The 18,506-nt window shown below is 69.9% G+C and carries 14 protein-coding genes and 1 pseudogene; 3 read left to right on the top strand and 12 right to left on the bottom strand.

Annotation, left to right across the window (positions count from 1 at the left end; translation table 11 throughout):
- Nucleotides 1-28 precede the first annotated feature (28 nt).
- From uraH to QE360_RS10520, 12 genes and pseudogenes are all read right to left on the bottom strand, one after another.
- Entirely contained in the window at nucleotides 29-370 is a 342-nt protein-coding gene (uraH, locus tag QE360_RS10575) for a hydroxyisourate hydrolase (RefSeq protein ID WP_309701391.1), read from the bottom strand.
- On the bottom strand, nucleotides 367-1,788 hold the full coding sequence (locus QE360_RS10570; protein WP_309701389.1) for an NAD(P)/FAD-dependent oxidoreductase: 1,422 nt from the start codon (nucleotides 1,786-1,788) through the stop codon (nucleotides 367-369). Before QE360_RS10570 ends, uraH begins: the two co-directional genes overlap by 4 nt.
- Nucleotides 1,785-2,276, bottom strand: coding sequence for a 2-oxo-4-hydroxy-4-carboxy-5-ureidoimidazoline decarboxylase (uraD, locus tag QE360_RS10565; RefSeq protein ID WP_309701387.1), 492 nt, complete (start codon nucleotides 2,274-2,276; stop codon nucleotides 1,785-1,787). Before uraD ends, QE360_RS10570 begins: the two co-directional genes overlap by 4 nt.
- Nucleotides 2,273-2,653 carry an oxalurate catabolism protein HpxZ gene (hpxZ, locus tag QE360_RS10560; protein ID WP_309704133.1) on the bottom strand — a complete coding sequence of 127 codons (381 nt, stop codon included), beginning with the start codon at nucleotides 2,651-2,653 and terminating at the stop codon, nucleotides 2,273-2,275. Before hpxZ ends, uraD begins: the two co-directional genes overlap by 4 nt.
- Nucleotides 2,654-2,661: 8 nt before the next feature.
- On the bottom strand, nucleotides 2,662-3,564 hold the full coding sequence (gene puuE, locus QE360_RS10555; RefSeq protein ID WP_309701385.1) for an allantoinase PuuE: 903 nt from the start codon (nucleotides 3,562-3,564) through the stop codon (nucleotides 2,662-2,664).
- Nucleotides 3,561-4,742, bottom strand: coding sequence for an alanine--glyoxylate aminotransferase family protein (locus QE360_RS10550; RefSeq protein ID WP_309704131.1), 1,182 nt, complete (start codon nucleotides 4,740-4,742; stop codon nucleotides 3,561-3,563). Before QE360_RS10550 ends, puuE begins: the two co-directional genes overlap by 4 nt.
- A 37-nt stretch (nucleotides 4,743-4,779) precedes the next feature.
- Complete coding sequence (locus QE360_RS10545; protein WP_309701383.1) at nucleotides 4,780-6,036, bottom strand: allantoate amidohydrolase; 1,257 nt, start codon at nucleotides 6,034-6,036, stop codon at nucleotides 4,780-4,782.
- Nucleotides 6,030-7,611 (bottom strand): annotated as a pseudogene (locus tag QE360_RS10540) (gamma-glutamyltransferase family protein). The gene QE360_RS10545 and the pseudogene QE360_RS10540 overlap by 7 nt, the downstream one beginning before the upstream one ends.
- Complete coding sequence (locus QE360_RS10535; RefSeq protein ID WP_309701381.1) at nucleotides 7,611-8,969, bottom strand: AtzE family amidohydrolase; 1,359 nt, start codon at nucleotides 8,967-8,969, stop codon at nucleotides 7,611-7,613. Before QE360_RS10535 ends, QE360_RS10540 begins: the two are co-directional and overlap by 1 nt.
- Nucleotides 8,966-9,130: a hypothetical protein gene (locus tag QE360_RS10530; RefSeq protein WP_309701378.1), complete on the bottom strand. Its 165-nt coding sequence runs from the start codon at nucleotides 9,128-9,130 to the stop codon at nucleotides 8,966-8,968. Before QE360_RS10530 ends, QE360_RS10535 begins: the two co-directional genes overlap by 4 nt.
- 30 nt (nucleotides 9,131-9,160) lie before the next feature.
- Nucleotides 9,161-11,494 (bottom strand): TonB-dependent receptor, encoded by a 2,334-nt coding sequence (locus QE360_RS10525; protein WP_309701376.1) that lies wholly within the window; start codon nucleotides 11,492-11,494, stop codon nucleotides 9,161-9,163.
- A 173-nt stretch (nucleotides 11,495-11,667) separates the two neighbouring features.
- Nucleotides 11,668-13,215 (bottom strand): adenosine deaminase, encoded by a 1,548-nt coding sequence (locus QE360_RS10520; protein ID WP_309701374.1) that lies wholly within the window; start codon nucleotides 13,213-13,215, stop codon nucleotides 11,668-11,670.
- A gap of 208 nt (nucleotides 13,216-13,423) precedes the next feature.
- On the opposite strand from QE360_RS10520, the gene QE360_RS10515 reads away from it, so the two are divergent.
- From QE360_RS10515 to xdhB, 3 genes are read left to right on the top strand one after another with little or no spacing between them, the layout of a single operon-like run.
- Entirely contained in the window at nucleotides 13,424-14,779 is a 1,356-nt protein-coding gene (locus tag QE360_RS10515; protein WP_309701372.1) for an NCS2 family permease, read from the top strand.
- Nucleotides 14,780-14,783: 4 nt separating this feature from the next.
- On the top strand, nucleotides 14,784-16,187 hold the full coding sequence (xdhA, locus tag QE360_RS10510; RefSeq protein ID WP_309701371.1) for a xanthine dehydrogenase small subunit: 1,404 nt from the start codon (nucleotides 14,784-14,786) through the stop codon (nucleotides 16,185-16,187).
- Nucleotides 16,187-18,499: a xanthine dehydrogenase molybdopterin binding subunit gene (gene xdhB / locus QE360_RS10505; protein ID WP_309701369.1), complete on the top strand. Its 2,313-nt coding sequence runs from the start codon at nucleotides 16,187-16,189 to the stop codon at nucleotides 18,497-18,499. Before xdhA ends, xdhB begins: the two co-directional genes overlap by 1 nt.
- Nucleotides 18,500-18,506 lie beyond the last annotated feature (7 nt).

The raw sequence follows: 18,506 nt of genomic DNA, 5'->3' as shown, positions 1-18,506 counted from the left end.
CGGGGCACTCCGGCGGGAAGGAACGGGATCAACTGCCCCGATAGGTGGAATAGCTGTAGGGCGAGACGAGCAGCGGCACGTGATAATGCCCCCCCTCCGGCGCGATGCCGAAATCGATCGTCACCCGGTCGAGAAAGGGTGGATTCGGCAGTTCCACCCCGGCGGCGCGGAAATAGTCGGCGACCGCGAAGCACAATGCATGACGCCCCGGCGAGACCGGCACGGCGGCCAGCGCGGGACAGCGCCCATCGGCATTGGTCACGCCATCGAACAACCGCATTCCGTCGCCGTCGAGCAGCGTGACGGCGATGCCCGCCGCCGGCCGGCCATGCGCGGTGTCCAGGACATGGGTGGACAGGGTCATGCTCATGCCACCGCCCCCGTGCGCGGCCATGCCCCGATGAATTCGGGCTCGTCATAGTCGAGATAGGCGGCGATCATCGCATCGCGGTCGTCGAGGAACAGCTGGTCGGCCACCCCCGCCACCAGCCGGGGCAAGGCGTGGCGCAGTCCCGACAGCGCGGACGCCGACAGGCCAAGGCTGATGAGCCCCGAATAGTTGAACGCGAACAGCCCGTGCAGCGCCGCCGCATCGTCGGGCGTGCGCGGCAACAGCTGGAATTGCGGCCCCAGATAGGGATGCGCATCGATCAGCGGATGCGACGCCTCCGCCGGGCGATAGCGGTCGGACCAGCGCGCGATGCCGTCGGCGACCAGCGCCAGTTCGGGACGCAGCGCCGGATCGGTGACCAGCCCGGTCGACAGGACGAGGAAGTCGAACGTCTCGGTCCCGCGCGGGGTGGTGACCGCGACCGCATCGCCGGTGTCCGCCACGTCCAGCCACGGCGTACCGAGATGCAGGTGAAAGCCGGGTAGCGCCGACGCGCGATCGAACGTGTCGTTGGTCGGCGGCTGGCTGCGGTCGAAAAAGGCGACCATCATCCGGTATTTGGCGGCATCGTCCAGCGCGGGGAAACGGCCGATGATCCCGCTGCGCTCCATATGCCGGATCGGATTGACGCGCGGCAGTTCCGGGCGGCGGACGAAGACATGCGCCTCGGCCACCCCGGCGGACAACGCGGCATGGGCATTGTCAAACGCCGAGGCCCCCGCCCCCAGCAACGCGATGCGCTTTCCGGCCAGACCCGCATAGTCGATCGAAGCGGACGTATGGGCATAGCGGGTCGCGGGCAGCCGATCGCGCACCAGTTCGGGCACGTGCCAGTTGCCGCCCCCCTGGATGCCGGTCGCCAGCACGACCTTGCGCGCGAGCAGCGGCGCACCGTCGGCAAGGTGGACGCGGAACCGCCCGCCCAGCGGCTCGATCAGCGTCACCCGCGCCTCGTTGCGCACCGGCAGGTTCAGGACGGCGCGATACCAGCGCAGATAGGCCATCCAGTCGCGGCGCGGGATTTTGTCCAGCGCCTCCCATCCTTCCACGCCATGCTGCGCCTCCCAAAAGGCGCGAAAGGTCAGCGAGGGGATGCCCAGGTCGATCGCGGTCAGATGCTTGGGCGTGCGTAGCGTCATCATCCGCGCATAGGTATCCCACGGCCCCTCATAACCCGCCGGGTTTTCGTCGAGGACGAGGATGTCCGACACGCGCTCGCGCAACAATCCGAACGCCGCGCCCAGCCCGCTCTGCCCGCCGCCGACGATGATGACGTCATAGACATGGCCCTCCGCCATGGGCTGCGGCACCGTCCAGGCGGGGCCGCCATGCGCCAGGCGTTCGAGATCGGTCGCGACCTGCTGGGCCAGGGCGGCCAGGCCGATGGGTTGGGTCATGCCAGGGTCTCCAGTCGCAGGCGGACGATATGGCCGATCTCGGTCAGCGCGGTTTCGACCTCGGCCTCGCGGTCGTTGGCCAGCCGCTCGGCCATGGCGCGCAATATGCCCGCCCGGTCGGTCCGCCGGACACAGATGACGAAGGGGAAGCCGAACCGCTCGCCATAGGCCGCGTTCAGCGCATGGAAGCGCTCGAACTCCTGCCTGGTCATGCGGTCCAGCCCAGCCGAGGCCTGCTCGCTGCGCGACTCCTCGGTCAGCGTGCCCGCGATCGCCGCGCGCCCCGCCAGTTCGGGATGGGCGCGGATCACCGACAGCCGTTCCTCGGGCGTGGCGTCGGCAAGCACCGCCACGATCCCCTCCGCCAGATCGGCAAAGGGGCGCCGCGCCGCCGCGCGTTCGACCACCCAGGGCGAATGCTCGACCACGCTCGCATAGCGCGCGACGAAAGCCTCGCTGGACATGGCATTGAAATCGCTATCGGTCATGATCCCGCCCCCTCGATCGAGACATGCGCGGCGACGACTTTCCACCCATCGGGAAAGCGCACCCAGGTCTGGCTCTGCCGCCCGCGCCGGGCATCGCCTTCGCGGAAGAATTCGGCGTTGGCGGTGGCATGGTCGCGGCCAAAGGCATGGATGGCGACCGTTCCGAGCCGACGCTGCGGCGAACCGCCCCGACCCTGGCGAAAGGCGCGAATGGCCTCCGCGCCGTACAGCACCTCGCCCACGCCATAGCGGATCGTGGTCGGATGATCGTGGAACAGCCGGTCCATCGCGGGCACGTCATCGGCCATCAGCGCGGCTTCATAAGCGGTGAAGGCGGCCATGACCTCGGCCACCACCTGCGGATCGTCGATCATCATCTCGGGCGTCATGCCGGGTGCACCTGTTGCCAGTGTCGCGCGATATCGATGCGGCGCGCGATCCACGCGTCGCCGCTGGCGATCACATGATCGACGAAGCGGGCCAGCGCCGCCGCGCGGCCGGGCCGCCCGACGATGCGCCCATGCAGGCCCACCGACATCATCCGCCCGCCCTCGGCCCGCAACTGCTCGAACGTGTCGCGCAGATAGCGGAAAAAGGGTTCGCCATCGGCAAAGCCGTTATAGGCGACGAACTTCATGTCATTGGCGTCGAGCGTATAGGGCACGATCAGCTGCGCCCGCCCGCCATTCGCATCGGCATGGCGACGATCCCAATAGGGCAGGTCGTCGGCATAGCTGTCGGCGTCATAGACGAACCCGCCCTCAGCGGCGACCAGCGCGGCGGTCGCGGGCGAGGTTCGCCCCTGATACCAGCCCAGCGGGCGCGTGCCGGTCAGCCGGGTGTGCAGCGCGATCGCCTCGGCGATATGCGCGCGCTCCACCTCGGGCGGGACATATTGATAGTCGATCCAGCGATAGCCGTGGCTGGCGATCTCCCAGTCGGCGGCCAGCATCGCGTCGACCGTCGCCGGATTGGCGGCCATGGCGGTCGCCACCGCGAAGGCTGTCACCGGCACCTGCCGCTCGGCGAACAGCCGGTGCAGCCGCCAGAAACCGGCGCGCGCGCCATATTCGTACAGGCTTTCCATCGCCATGGCGCGGGCGGGATGGCTGGCCGCGCCGACCATCTCCGACAGGAACGCCTCCGACCCGGCATCGCCGTTCAGGACGCTGTTCTCCGCGCCTTCCTCGACATTGACGACGAACTGCACCGCGACGCGCGCGCCGCCGGGCCAGCGGGGATCGGGCGGCGATGCGCCATAGCCGACCAGATCGCGCAGCGCGGTCATGCGGTATAGCTTTCGAGCGCGGCATCGACCCCGGCGCCGGAGGGCAATGCCATCCCCTCCGCCCGCAACACCGCCTCCAGCGCGGCGAGCGTCAGCAGCACCTTATGCTTCATGGCATTGTAGCCCATCGCGCCGATCCGCCAGACCTTGCCCTGGAGCGGGCCGAAGGCGGTGCCGATCTCGATCTCGAAATCCTCGCGCATCCGGGCGCGCACCCGCTCGCCGTCAACGCCGGGCGGGATCAGGACGCCGGTCACGTTGGTCATGCGGAAGCGATCGTCGCCGAACACCTCCAGCCCCAGCGCGCGGGCCCCGGCCACCACCGCCCGGCCCGCCGCCGCATGGCGCGCGAACCGTGCCTCCAGCCCCTCGCCCAGCGCCACGCGGGCGCATTCGCGCGCGCCGTAGAGCATCGTCGTCGCTTCGGTATGATGGTTCAGCCGCTTCTCCGACCAATAGTCCATGATCATGGCGAGGTCGAAATAGTTGGTGCCGATCCGCACCCCGCCCGCATCGACAATGTCGTCGCGGCGAATGCCCTTTTCGACATGGCGACGCCCCAGGATGCGCTCGGCGGCGCGGGGCGAGACGGTGATCGGGGCCGATCCCGACGGACCGCCCAGGCATTTCTGCAAGCCGCCGGTGACGATGTCCGCCCCCCAGCGGTCGGCGGCGATCTCCATCCCGCCGATCGTCGCGGTCGCATCGACATAGAGATACGCGCCCGCCGCTTGTGCCAGCGCCCCCACCCCGTCGAGCGGCTGCGCCATGGTGGTCGAGGTGTCGCCATGGACGCAGGCGACGACCATTGGCGCGGTCCGCTCGATCGCGTCTGCGATGGCGTCGAGCGGCACCGTCTGCCCCCAGGGGACCGACAGCCGCTCGACCTGCGCGCCGATCCGCTCGCCAATCTCCTGCAACAACAGTCCGAAGCGGCCGAAATCGACGACCAGCAGCCGGTCCCCCGGTGCGAGCAGCGACACCAGAGACGCCTCGATCGCCGCGCGCGCGGTGCCGTCGACCAGGAAGGTCCAGTGGTTCTCGGTCCCGAACACCGGACGGTACAGCGCCATGACCTGGTTCATATAGCCGGTCATCTCCGGATCGAACTGGCCGAGCAGGTCCGCACTCATTGCGCGCAGCACGCGCGGATGGGCGTTGACCGGCCCCGGCCCCATCAGCAGCCGCTGCGGCGGATCGATCTCGCCGAAAAGGTCAGGCGTCACGACAATTTCCTCCCAATCGGTCGATAAAGCCGCGCATTGCGGCAAAGGCGGCATCGGCATCGGCCGGGTCGACATGTTCGGCCGGGTTGTGGCTGATCCCCCCGGCACAGCGCAGGAACAGCATCGCGACCGGCCCCAGCGCGACCATCGCCATCGCGTCATGCCCCGCGCCCGACATCAGCCGACGCGAAACCTGCCCGGTGGCGACGACCGCCGCGTCGAGCAGATCCATGAGGCGGGGATCGCACGGGCATGGCGGCAGGTCGTGGACCGTCGCGACGGTGAGGCGCACGCCCCGATCGCGCGCGATGGCCTCCATCGCCGCACCGATCGCGGCGGCGGCGCGGTCGCGGCGGTCGGTCGCGCCCGCCCGAATGTCGACGGTGAAGCGCACCTCGCCCGCGATCACGTTCGCCGCCCCCGGCGCGACCTCGATCCGGCCGACCGTCGCGACCAGATCGGACGCGGCGGCGACCGCGATATCCTCGACCGCCGACACCATCCGCGCGGCAGCGGCCAGCGCGTCGCGGCGCAGGGGCATGGTGACGGTTCCGGCATGGCCTGCCACGCCGTTCACCGTGACCTCAAGGCGGAGTTGCGCGGCGATGCCGGTCACGACGCCCAGCGCCAGCCCCTCGGCCTCCAGCACCGGCCCCTGTTCGATATGCGCCTCGAGATAGGCGACCATAGAGCCCGACGCGCGGCGCGCGGTGGCGAGCGCGGCGGCCTGGCTGCCGAACTCACGCAGTGCGGTATCGACGCTGATCCCCGCCGCATCGGCCATGTCGGCCGCGCCGGGCGTCAGCGTGCCCGCCACCGCGCGGCTGCCCAGCATCGCGGCGGGGAAGCGCGATCCCTCTTCGTCGCCGAAGCCGATCACCTCGATCGCGAAGGGCAGCCTGCGCCCCTCGGCATGAAGCGCGGCGACGCATTCGATGCCCAGCATCACGCCCAGCGGCCCGTCATAGGCCCCCGCGTCGCGCACGCTGTCGAGATGGCTGCCGATCACCAAAGCGGGCGCGTCCGGGCGCGTGCCCTCATAACGGCCGATCAGGTTGACGGCGGCGTCATGGCGGACCGTCATGCCCGCCGCCTCCATCCATGCCCCGACGCGTTCGATCGTCGCGCGATAGGCAGGGGTCAGCCAGCCGCGAAACAGCCGGTCCGCCCGGTCGCTATAGGGCGCCCGCGACAGCTCGAGACAGCGCACCACCGCGCGCGCGCCGGATGCGGTCGTCGTCACCATGTCGCCACCATCCCGTCGCTGCGCGGATCGGCCGCGCCCTCGATCATCCCGCCGGGATGGCGCAGGATCGCTCCGGCATGGCCCATCATCGACGACCGGCCGGGCACGCGCTCGACCGCATGGCCCGCCGCCGCCAGTTGGTCGTACAAGGCCGGATCGAACCCCGCCTCGATCTTCAGCGTGGTGCTCTGGTCGCCCCAGGTCCGCCCGAGCAGCCAGCGCGGGGCGTCCACCGCCGCCTGCAGGGGCTGGCCGAACAGCGCATGGCGGGTAAAGATCGCCGCCTGGGTCTGCGGCTGTCCCTCGCCGCCCATCGTGCCATAAGCCATGACCCGGCCATCGTCGAACCGCGCCAGCGCCGGGTTCAGCGTGTGGAAGGGCCGCGCTCCGGGTCGCAGCCGGTTGGGGCCGTCACCGTCGAGCGCGAAGGAGCATCCCCGATTCTGCCACACGATGCCGGTCCGGGGCAGGACGATGCCCGATCCGAACTCGAAATAGGTGCTCTGGATACAGCTGACGACCTGTCCGCGCGCGTCGGCCGCGCCGAACCAGGTGGTGTCGCCCAGCGCCGGGGGATGCGGCCATGGCGCGGCGCGGTCGGGGGTCGATAGCCCCCGCCATGCGGTCCAGCGCGGCGGTATCGCGCAGCAACGCCTGCGCATCCTGCGTCATCGTCGCCGGATCGCCGACATGCGCGTCGCGCCAGCGGAACGCCTGCTTCGTCGCCTCGACCAGCCGGTGGACATGGTCGAACCCGTCGGCCTCACCTGCGCGCAGCCGGTCGAACAGCGCCAGGATCAGCAGCGACGCCACTCCTTGCGTCGGCGGCGGCAGGTTGAACACGCGCGCCCCGGTGATCGCCACCTCCAGCGGCGCGACGGCCAGCGCGTCGAAGGCGGCGAGATCGGCCGCCGCAAGCGGACTCCCGAGCTGGGCGAGGTCGTCGGCGATTAGCTGTGCCAGCGCGCCGCTATAAAAGCCGTCCAGCCCTTCCCCCGCCAATCGTTCCAGCGTCGCCGCCAGCGCGGGCTGGCGGAGCAGGTCCCCCTCGGCCAGCGGACGGCCTTCGGGCTCAAAGACGGACGCATAGGCACCGGACAGGTCGCGCAGCGCGGGCGACGCGGCGGCGGCGACCTGCGCTCCGCCCGCCGTGACGACCACGCCACTCCGGGCGTGATCGATGGCATCGCGCAGCAGCCGGTCGAGCGGCAGGGTAGCACCGCTCTGCGCCAAGGCCGCCTGCCACCCCGCGACGGTCCCCGCCACCGTGTTCGCCGCCAAGGGTCCGCGCCACGGAATGGTCGCATGGTCGCGGTACAGCGCGCGGTCCGCCGCCATCGCGGCCGCGCCGCAGCCGTCGATCGCCCAGGTCCGGCCGTCCGGCTCGGCGACCAGCCAGAAGCCGTCGCCGCCGATCCCGGTCATGTGCGGATAGACAACGGCGAGGCAGGCGGCCGTCGCCACCGCCGCCTCGACCGCGCTGCCGCCCTCGGCCAGCACGTCGCGCCCGGCCTGGGCCGCCAGATGGTGGGGGGCGCTGACCATGCCGCGCAAGGAACGGGGGGTCGCGCGCATCATGCCGCCTCCGCCAGATGAGGAACGGGCGGACAGGCCACCAGCCCCGCCGCGACCAGCGCCGCCGCCGTCTCGAACAACAACGCCTCACGCCCCGGCGCGGCGATCAACTGCACGCCGATCGGCAGCACCCCCTCGGCCTGGGCCAGCGGCACCGAGAGGATCGGCACGCCTGCCAGGCTCAGCGGCTGGGTGTGCAGGCCCAGATCGGCGCGCGCGGACAGCGTCTGGCCGTCGATGACGATCGTCGTCGCATCGATCCGGGGCGCGGGCATCGGCGTCGCGGGGGCCAAGAGCAGGTCATGCCCGGCCAGCGCCTCGGCGACCTCGGCCATGAAGCGCGCGGCGACCGCCTCGGCATCGCGGACGGCGGCCACCGGCTGGAGCGCGCCCGCGATCAGCCGGTCGCGCGTTGCCGGATCGAACGCCATCGCGTCACGGCGCAGCGCGGGCAGATGGCGATGGCCACCCTCGGCCCCGGTCAGCAGGAAACCGGCCGACCGCGCGGCGGCGGCATAGCGCAGCACGACCGGCGGCCCCGCCTCCAGATGCGCGGCGATCCGATCGATCCCGGCAAGCACGGCGGCATCGGCTCGCCCGGCGAACCATCCGCCCAGCGCCGCGACACGCACCGGCCCGCCCTCGAACCGCGACACCGCCTCGCCGAGCATCACCGCATGGGCCAGCGCCATATCCTCGGGCGAGCGGGCGAAGCACCCGACCGTGTCGAGCCGCTCGACAAAGGGATAGACACCCTCGATCGACAGCGCGCCGAAGCTCGGCCGCAACCCGAATATCCCGCACAGGCTGGCGGGCACGCGGATCGATCCGTTGGTATCCGATCCCAGCGCCAGCGGGACCAGCCCCGCACCGACCAGCGCCGCCGACCCGCCCGACGAGCCACCCGCCAGCCGATCGGGATCGTGCGGGTTGCGGGTGGTGCCGTAATGGGCGTTCTCGGTGGAGAAGCCATAGGCGAACTCGTCCATATTGGCCGTCGCGACCAGCACCGCCCCCGCCGCGCACAGCCGCGCGACGACCTCGGCATCACGAGCCGCCGCCGGGGCATGCGCGCGTTGCCGGGCACCCGCCGTCGTCGTCTCCCCGGCGACGTCGAACAGGTCCTTGACCGCGAAGGGCACGCCTGCGAGCGGGCCGGGATCGCGCCCGGCGGCGACCGCCGCGTCGACCCGCGCCGCATCGGCCAGCGCCCGCTCGCGCAACAACCGCGTGGCCGCCTTCAGACCATCGTGCCGCGCGATACGGTCGAGCGTGTCGATCGCGACCTGCCGGGCCGATAGCCGCCCCTCGCGAACCTCGGCCGCGATGGCGCAGGCGGTTTCGGGCACCGCGCTCATTCCGCATCCTCCGCCAGAGCTTCGCGCACGACGGCATGATGCCGCGCCAGCAATTGCTGGTTGGCGGTGACGCCGTCCAGCGCCGCTGCCGGAAGGGCCAGCCCCAGGCGTTCGGCCTGAAGCATGGCGGCGTTGCGTTCGGCCTCCGTCGGCTGCGTCATGCTATCGTCTCCCCATCGCTCGGCGCGCGGTCAGAAGCTGTACCGCACGCGGCCGATGACGGTGCGCGGCGGGATCAGCTGGTCGAAGGTGGCGTTGACGCCGAACACGTCGGTGAAGCGCGTGCTGATGCCGTCGGTGTCGAACAGGTTCTGCGCGCTCAGGCTGATGTCCCAGCCGCCGCCGAACCGGACGCCGCCGGTCAGGTTGACCTGATTGTAACCGGGGATGCGGTCGATCGCGGGATTGTTGAACACGCGCGCCTGCATCGCCCCGCGCCGGATGAACAACCCGGACGCATAGCCGCGCAGCCCGTCGCCGAACTGATGGTCCCAGTTCACGCCCGCCGTGGCGCTGAACGCGGGCGTCTTGGCGAGTTGGTTGCCGTACAGATCGCCGATGACCGCCGCGCGGGCCAGCGTCACGGCGGGCGCGAAGATGCTGAGCCGCTGGTTGACCACCAGATTGCGCTCCGCCGCCGTGGCATTCACGCTGTCCAGCGCGCGGGCATGGCCGCTGACCTTGCTGTCGAGCAGGGTCAGGCCGGTGTTGAACCGCAGGTCGCGGCTGGGTGCGAAGGTCACTTCCGCCTCCGCACCCAGGATGCGGCTGCGCGGGATATTGGCCACGCCGCTCGACCGGTTGCGCGGGTCGCTGGTCATATATTGCAGGTCGACATAGTCATAGCCGAACCCGGCCAGATTGGTGCGCAGCCGCCCGTCGAGGAAGTCGGCCTTCAACCCCAGCTCATAGGCGTCGATGCGTTCCGGGCGGAAGGTGCGGAACACCAGATCCTCGGCTACGTCGGCAATGCCATAGGTCAGGTTGTTGCCGCCCGGCTTGAACCCGCGCGTATAGGAGGCATAGGCCATGCGATTGCGGCCCAGGTCGAACTCCACCGCCGCGCGCCCCGTCACCGCCGTCCCCTGCGACGTGATCAGCGCGGTCGGTCGGCCGGTCGACAGGGTGAAGAAATTATAGTTGCGGTTGGTCGCCCGGTCGTCGGTATAGCGCAGCCCGCCGGTCATCCGCAGCCGGTCGGTCGCATGCCATGTCGCCTGTCCGTAAAAGGAGAAGGAGCGGCGCTCGGGGAAGAAATCGCTCTGGAAACCGATGTCCCCGGCGGGCGGCAGGCCGTTATTCGCGACCGCGTTGAACGGATCGAGCACCCCGTTGCGGTTGCGATCCACCCGCTCGAACGAATGCGCCTCGATCTTCTGCTGGAACCAGAAGGCGCCGAGCACCCAGTCGACGCTGCCGAACAAGGGCGTGCGCGACACGAGGTTCAGCTCGGAGGTATAGGAGCGATGCGCCTGGTCCTGCCGCTCGTAGAAGCTGCGCTCGACGGCCAGCGGCCCTACCAGCGCCACGTCGGAAAAGTCGTTGTCGCGATATTTGCGGACATCCTCGCGCTGGTGGCTGCCCAGATATTTGACGGTGAAGCCCGGCAGGTCCCAGGTCGCGACCAGGCTGTACAGTTGCGAGCGCAGGAACAGGTGCGACGGCGAGTCCTGCGCCAGTTGCCGGTGGCCGTCCGCGTCGCGGCGCGGGGTCGGGTCGAGCAGACCGAAGCGCGCGGGCCCGTTGGTGTCGCTGCGGAATTGCTGCGCGGTCAGGTCGATATGGAAATTGTCGACGGGTTTCCACAGCAGCTGGAACCGCCAGGCGGCGTCGTTGCGCTGGTCCAGCTTCTGCCCCAGCCGGATGTTCGTCGTGGTGCCGTCCTGCTTCAGCCAGCTTCCCGTCGCGCGCACCGCCATCGTCGATCCGATGGGCAGGTTCACCGCCGATCGCAGGTTGCGATAGTCGAACGATCCATAGGCCGCATCGACATAGCCCTCGGTCCGGTCGAGCGCGGGCGCGACCGTGACCAGATTGATCGCGCCGCCGGTCGAGTTCTGGCCGAACAGCGTCCCCTGCGGCCCGCGCAGCACCTCGACCCGCCCCACATCCAGGAAGTTGCCGCCCAGCGCGAAGGGCGACACGATATAGACGCCGTCCTGGTGATAGGAGACGGACGGCGCGGCGACGTCATTCTGGTTCGCCTCCTGCCCGACGCCGCGAATGGACAGCGTCGTGCGCTCCCCTTCGGCATTGCCGACGGTCAGGCCGGGGGCCAGCGCGCTCAGATCCTGGAAGCTGTTGATGTTGTTCGCGACCAGCGCATCGCCGGTCAGCGCGGTGATCGCCTGCGGCACCTGCTGCAACCCCGCCTCGCGCTTTTCGGCGGTGACGACGATGTCGGGCAGATATTCCTCCTGCGCCGCATCCGCCGGCGTCGCCGGCGTGGCGACCTGCGCCGCGCACGGATCGGTCAGCAGCGTCGCGCAGGACAGCAGCAGCGACCATTTCGTCCAGTTCATCATTTGCCCCCGCACCTGATTTCGCATGGGCCGGGCACCGTTCCTCAACCGTCCGCCGGATGATGTCGCGCGGCGCCGCCCGCTTTCGAGGGCTGTGTTAGCGTCGACAAATGGGGCGGCAGAAGCGCAATATTCCGCCTCGAGCGCGCGCATTTTTCGCTCACCCTTTGGGCGGGTCAGTCGAAGCTCTGCCGCTCGAACCTGTCGAAATCGCGTTCGAGCCGTGCCTCCAGCCGCGCCTTGGCATGGGTCGCGGTAAAGGCGCGGCACGCGGGGGTATCGAGGCGATCGCAGGCCGCGACACGGGCCCCGCCCGCGCGGTCGCGCCACAGGCTGTCCCCCGGCAGGAAGGAATAGTGCAGCGAATCGCGCGCCATCTGCTTGAGGTCGGGGTAGCGCAGCTTCTGCTCGGTCACTCCGCGAAGATATTCGTTGGTCATGTCGCTGCGCGAGACGCCCTCGTCGTCGGTCGACAGGACCACCGGCACGCCCGCCTGGCGATAGAGCGACAGCGGATGGTCGCGCCCCTTCACGCCCAGGATCACCGCGTTGCTGGTCAGGTTGATCTCCACCGCCACCCGGTCGCGCGCCATGCGGGCGAGCAAGGTGCGGGCGTCGGTTTCATAGGCAATGTCGACACCATGGCCGATCCGGCGCGCCCCCGCGACCTCCACCGCGTCCCGGATATGGAAGGCCAGGTCGCGCGGGGGGACCAGCCCCAAGGTCAGTTCGCCCGCGTGCAGCGACAGCGGAACGGCGGGATAGCGCGCCTTCAGGAAGCGCAGCATCCGCATGTGCAGCGCATAGTCGCGCAGCGCGACCGGATCATGTTCGGGCGCGACGATATTGACCGCCACGAAGCGCGGATCGCCCTGCGCCAGCGCAAATCCCAGCGCGAGTTCGGCGAAGACCTGCACCGGCGGCCGGGTGCGGATGGCGGCATATTGATACCGGATTTCCGTGGCGCAGGCGGGCTTCGGGGTGGCCGTGGCGCAACCGTCGATCGATGCCATCTCCGCCTCATAAGCGTCATATTCCGCCCGCGTCGCCTGCACCGCGCGGGGCAGTTCGGGCGCGATCCTGGCATAGAGCGCGGCCAGATCGCCCACATCGCCTTCCCCGACCTTGGCCAGCAAGGGCTGCGTCGCGGCCGAACCGGTGCTCAACTCGGCATAGGACACGCCGTCGGCGGCGGCCTGCTCGCGCGCCAGAGCGAGCACCTTACCGCCATGCCGTGCGGCGATCGGCCAGAAGGCACCGAAGGTCGCAAAGAAACGGTCATAGCCGGATATGCGCGGATCGCCGGTCCCCGCTTCGAAGCCGCGCGTGGAGAAGGCGTCGACAAAGGCGGCATAGCGCGGATAGTTGCGGACCAGATCGGCCGCCGCGACCCGGCCGGGCGCGTCGCAGGGTGCGGGCGCCACGCCGACGGGATCGGTCGACAGGCACAGTCCCTCCGCCGCCGCCCATTGCAGCATATCCTCGGCATAGACCGCGCCGCCCGCGTGATTATGCAGGTCGCCGCCCTTGGGCATGACTTGCAGGAACATGCGCAGCCGTGGCGGGCTGTCCGCGATACGGTCCAGATAGGCAGCGGTCCGCGCCTCGGGCGATGTCGGCGCGGCCGCCCCGCCGAGCATCGCCGCCGCCAGCACCAGCATCGCGCAGGTCGCACCGGCGCGCCCGCGCCTGCCCCTGCGACCGTCATTGCAACGGGCGTTCATTCGCTATCCCCCTTGATGATGCCCGCCTGTCTAGGGAGCGGATTCCGCTCCGCCCATCGCAATATCCGGCACGTCGCGTTGCCTTAAACCGCGCGCGGGGCGTACCAAGGGGTGCACTCATTTTTGCAACGATCTATCCCGTTCATTGATGTAGATCGGTCGGGCGCCGAGTGGCATGACGCCCGTGAGGCGGATTTCGGGGGACGCAATGACAGATAGGGCAGCGACGGAAGGACCGGCATCGACCGCGCTGGAACGCCGTTTCCTGTTGCGCGAGCGCGGCACTTCGCTGCGGACGGAGGTGCTGGCGGGAACCACCACGTTCCTGACCATGGCCTATATCGTGCTGGTGAACCCCGCGATCCTGGGACAGGCGGGGATGCCGGTCGCGGCGGTCGCCGCCGCCACCTGCTTCGCCGCGGCCTTCGCCTCGATCCTGATGGGGATGGTCGCCAATGTGCCGCTGGCGCTGGCGCCGGGCATGGGCCTGAACGCCTATTTCAGTTTCACCGTCGTCCAGCAGATGGGCATCCCCTGGCCGGTCGCGCTGGGATGCGTGCTGATCTCGGGCGTCTGCTTCCTGATCCTGACGCTGACCGGGGTGCGACAGCTGATCGTCTCGGTGATTCCGTCGCATCTGTTCGCGGCGGTGGCGGGCGGGATCGGGCTATTCATCGGTTTCATCGGGCTGAGGAATGCCGGGATCGTCGTCGCCAGTCCCGCGACGCTGGTAACGCTGGGCCCGTTGACCGAGCCGGGCGCGGCGCTCGCGCTGCTGGGGCTGTTGCTGATCGCGATGCTGAGCATCTGGAACGTGCGCGGCGCGATGCTGATCGGGATCGTCGTCACCACCGCCGTCGCCTGGATGACCGGCCAGGTCACGGTGAAGCCCGAACCCTATAGCCTGACCATGCTGACCGAGACCGCGTTCCGCATCGACCTGCCCGGCGTGTTCGGGGCAGGCGGGCGGCACGGGCTGGGCCTGTTCGAGATATTGTTCGTGTTCCTGTTCGTCGACCTGTTCGACAATATCGGCACGCTGGTCGCGGTGACCAAGCGCGCCGGGCTGATCGACGCGGCGGGTCGTATTCCCGGACTGAACCGCATCCTCCTGACCGATGCGGTGGCGACCATGGTCGGCGCGGTGGCGGGCACCAGCACCGTCACCAGCTATGTCGAGAGCGCGGCGGGGGTGCAGGCGGGCGGGCGCACCGGGCTGACCGCCATCGTCACCGGCCTGTTGTTCCTGCTGATGATGTTCGTCGCGCCCTATGCGCAGCTGGTGCCGCTGGCCGCCACCGCGCCCGCGCTGATCGTCGTCGGCGGGCTGATGCTGTTGCCGCTGGCCGAGGTGAAATGGGACGATCCGCTGGCGGCGATCCCGGCTTTCCTGACCGTCGCGATGATCCCGCTGACCTTCTCGATCGCCAATGGCCTGGCCTTCGGCATCACCGCGCATGCCATATTGAAGGCGGCACGGGGACAGGCGACGCGGGCCGACTGGTTCCTGTTCCTGCTCGCCGCCCTGTTCGTCGCGCGCTTCGTCTGGATGGGAGCGGCGTGAGGCGATGACGATCCGCTTCCTTCTCGACGATGCCGTGGTGGAGGTCGCCGACGCCGAGCCGACCGCGACGCTGCTCGACCATCTCCGCTATCGCCTGCGCCGCACCGGCACCAAGGAGGGTTGCGCCGAGGGGGATTGCGGTGCCTGCACGGTGTTGGTCGGCGAGCCGGACGGAGAGGGCATCGCGTGGCGCGCGGTCAATGCCTGCATCCTGTTCCTGCCGATGATCGACGGCAAGGCGGTGCTGACGGTCGAAAGCCTGTCGCGCGGCGAGACGCTGACCCCGCTCCAGTCGTGCATGGCGCGCAACGGCAGTTCGCAATGCGGCTTCTGCACGCCGGGTTTCGTCATGTCGCTCTATGGCCGCGCGGTGGGCGCGGCGGGGCACGCGCTGCCGGTCGCCGACGTGATCGCAGGCAATCTGTGCCGGTGCACCGGCTATGGCCCGATCCTCGCCGCCGCCGAGGACGCGCCCCGGATCGACCGCGATGATGCACGACTGGCCGCTACGCTGCGCGACCTTCGGACCGCCTCAGCGCCGACAGAAACGAACTGGTTCGCACCGCGATCGGCCGACGACCTCGCCGCGTTGCTGCTCGACCATCCCGATGCGCGGCTGATCGCCGGGGCCACCGATGTCGGGTTGTGGGTGACGAAGGGACTGCGCGACATCGACACGCCGGTCTTCATCGGCGACGTGCCCGAACTGCGCACCGTCATGGAGGACGCCGCCGGGGTCACGCTGGGCGCGGCGGTGCGCTATGCCGAGGCGCATGACGCGCTCGGGCGGCTGCATTCCGATCTGGGCGAGCTGGTGCGGCGGATCGGCGGATTGCAGGTGCGCAATGCGGGCACGATCGGCGGCAACATCGCCAATGGCTCGCCGATCGGCGACGGACCGCCCGCGCTGATCGCGCTGGGGGCAGTGCTGACGCTGCGTCGCGGGAACCGGCGTCGGACGCTGGCCCTTGAGGATTATTTCCTCGGCTATGGCCGCCAGGACCGGGCGCCCGGCGAGTTTATCGAACGCATCCATATTCCCCGCCCCGCCCCCGATGCGATCGTCCATATCGCCAAGCTGTCGCGCCGCTTCGACAGCGACATATCCGCGGTGTGCGGCGCCTTCGCGCTGACGCTGCGCGACGGCGTCATCGCCGAGGCGCGGGTTGCGTTCGGCGGAATGGCGGCGACGCCGCGCCGTGCCCCGGCGTGCGAGGCGGCGCTGGCCGGCGCATCCTTTTCGCAAGCGACGATCGCCCGCGCCGTCGCCGCGCTGCGCGAGGATTTCGCGCCGCTGACCGATGTGCGCGGCAGCGCGGCCTATCGCCACGAAGCGGCGGGCAATCTGCTGTGGCGGCTGTGGCACCGCGAACAGGGCGAGCCGGTTTCGGTCCGGGAGGCGGTCTGATGGCCGATCCCGTTACGACCCCCGCCGCCGAGCCGATCCTCAAGCCCTCGCTGCCGCATGACAGCGCGGTCCTGCATGTCACCGGCGGGGCGCGCTATGTCGATGACGAGCCGGAGCCCGCCGATCTGCTCCACCTCGCCTTCGGCCAGTCGGGCGAGACGCATGCCGAAATCGTCGCGCTCGACCTGTCGGCAGTCCGCGCCGCACCGGGCGTCGTGGCGGTCTTCACTGCGGCCGACATTCCAGGGCATAATGACGTCAGCCCGGTCGCGCATGACGACCGGCTGCTCGCGGACGGGGAAGTCCTGTATCGCGGCCAGCCGGTCTTTCTGGTCGCGGCGACCAGCCGGGGTGCGGCGCGGCGGGCGGCGCGGCTGGGGAGGATCGACTATGCCCCCCGCCCCGCGCTGCTGTCGATCGCGGACGCCCGCGCCGCCGCCTCGCTGATCGAGCCGACCCAGCGCATGGCGCGCGGCGATGCCGCCGCCGCCCTGGAAAACGCCCCGCATCGCCGGTCCGGCGGGTTCGCGATGGGCGGGCAGGACCATTTCTATCTGGAGGGGCAGGTCGCACTCGCGCGTCCCGGCGAGGACGGGCAGATCCATATCACCAGCTCGACCCAGCATCCCAGCGAGGTCCAGCATCTGGTCGCCGACCTGCTGGGCGTGACGTCGGCGGACGTCACGGTCGAGGTGCGTCGCATGGGCGGCGCGTTCGGCGGCAAGGAGACGCAGGCGGCTCTCTTCGCCGCCGCCGCTGCTTTGGTCGCCGCCAAGACGGGTCGCCCCGCCAAATTCTGCTGCGACCGCGACGACGACATGGTGCTGACCGGCAAGCGCCATGATTTCGAGATCGCCTATGATGTCGGTTTCGACGACGATGGCCGGATCGTCGGACTGGTGCTGCGGCTGGCGTCGCGGTGCGGGGCGACGGTCGATCTGTCCCCCGCGATCAACGACCGCGCCATGTTCCATGCGGACAATTGCTATTGGTTGCCCGCGATCGAGATCGTCTCCGAACGGCTGAAGACCCACACCGTCTCCGCCACCGCCTTTCGCGGTTTCGGCGGGCCGCAAGGCATGCTGGCGATCGAGCGGGTGATCGATGCGGTCGCCGCCGCGCTCGGCCGCGATCCGCTCGAGGTGCGCATCGCCAATCTCTACGGGCCGGGGCGCGACGTGACGCCCTATGGCATGACGATCGCCGACAATATCGCGCCCCCGCTGATCGCCCGGTTGCGCGGCGACAGCGACTATGACGCACGCCGCGCCGCTATCCGCGAATTCAACGCCCGCCACACCATCCTCAAGAAAGGCATTGCGCTGACCCCGGTGAAGTTCGGGATCAGCTTCACCACCACCCATCTCAACCAGGCGGGCGCGCTGGTGCATGTCTATGCCGATGGCAGCATCCAGCTGAACCATGGCGGCACCGAAATGGGCCAGGGCCTGTACATCAAGGTCGCGCAGGTCGTGGCGGACGTCTTCGCCGTGCCGGTGACAAAGGTGCGCATCACCGCGACGCGCACCGACAAGGTGCCCAACACCTCTGCCACCGCCGCTTCGTCGGGGGCCGATTTGAACGGCATGGCGGCGTTCGAGGCGGCGCGCACCATCCGCGAGCGGCTGGCGGGCGTGGCGGCGTCGATCGGCGGCTGTGCGGTGGAGGCGGTGCGCTTCACCCCGGCCGGGGTCGTTGCGGGGGCGGAGACGATCCCCTTCGACACGCTGTGCCGCAAGGCGCATCTGGCGCGGGTGTCGCTGTCCTCGACCGGATTCTATGCGACGCCGGACATCGCCTATGACCGAGCGGCGCATCGCGGGCGCCCCTTTTACTATTTCGCCTATGGCGCGGCATGCGCAGAGGTGGTGGTGGACACGCTGACCGGCGAACACCGCGTCCTGGCGGTCGATATCCTCCACGATGTCGGCCGGTCGCTCAATCCGGCGATCGACCTTGGCCAGATCGAGGGCGGGTTCCTCCAGGGCCAGGGCTGGCTGACCACCGAGGAACTGGTCTTCGCCGAGGATGGCCGCTTGCTGACCCATTCGCCCGCCACCTACAAGATCCCGACCGCCGCCGACCGCCCGCATCGTTTCCGGGTCGCGCTGTGGGACGGGGAGAATGTCGAGCCGACAATCAACCGCTCGAAGGCGGTCGGCGAGCCGCCGTTCATGCTGGCCCAGTGCGTGCTGTCCGCGCTGGGCGAGGCGGTGGCCGCCACCGCGCCCGAACGGCGCGGCTTTCCGCCGCTGAACGCGCCCGCCACGCCCGAGGCGATCCTGCGCGCGATCGCCGCCCACCGCGCATGAACGCGCT

This window comes from Sphingomonas sp. SORGH_AS_0789, assembly GCF_031453055.1.
GTDB lineage: Bacteria > Pseudomonadota > Alphaproteobacteria > Sphingomonadales > Sphingomonadaceae > Sphingomonas.
Note: the sequence above shows the minus strand (reverse complement) of the source record. Positions and strands in the feature narration are given on the sequence as shown.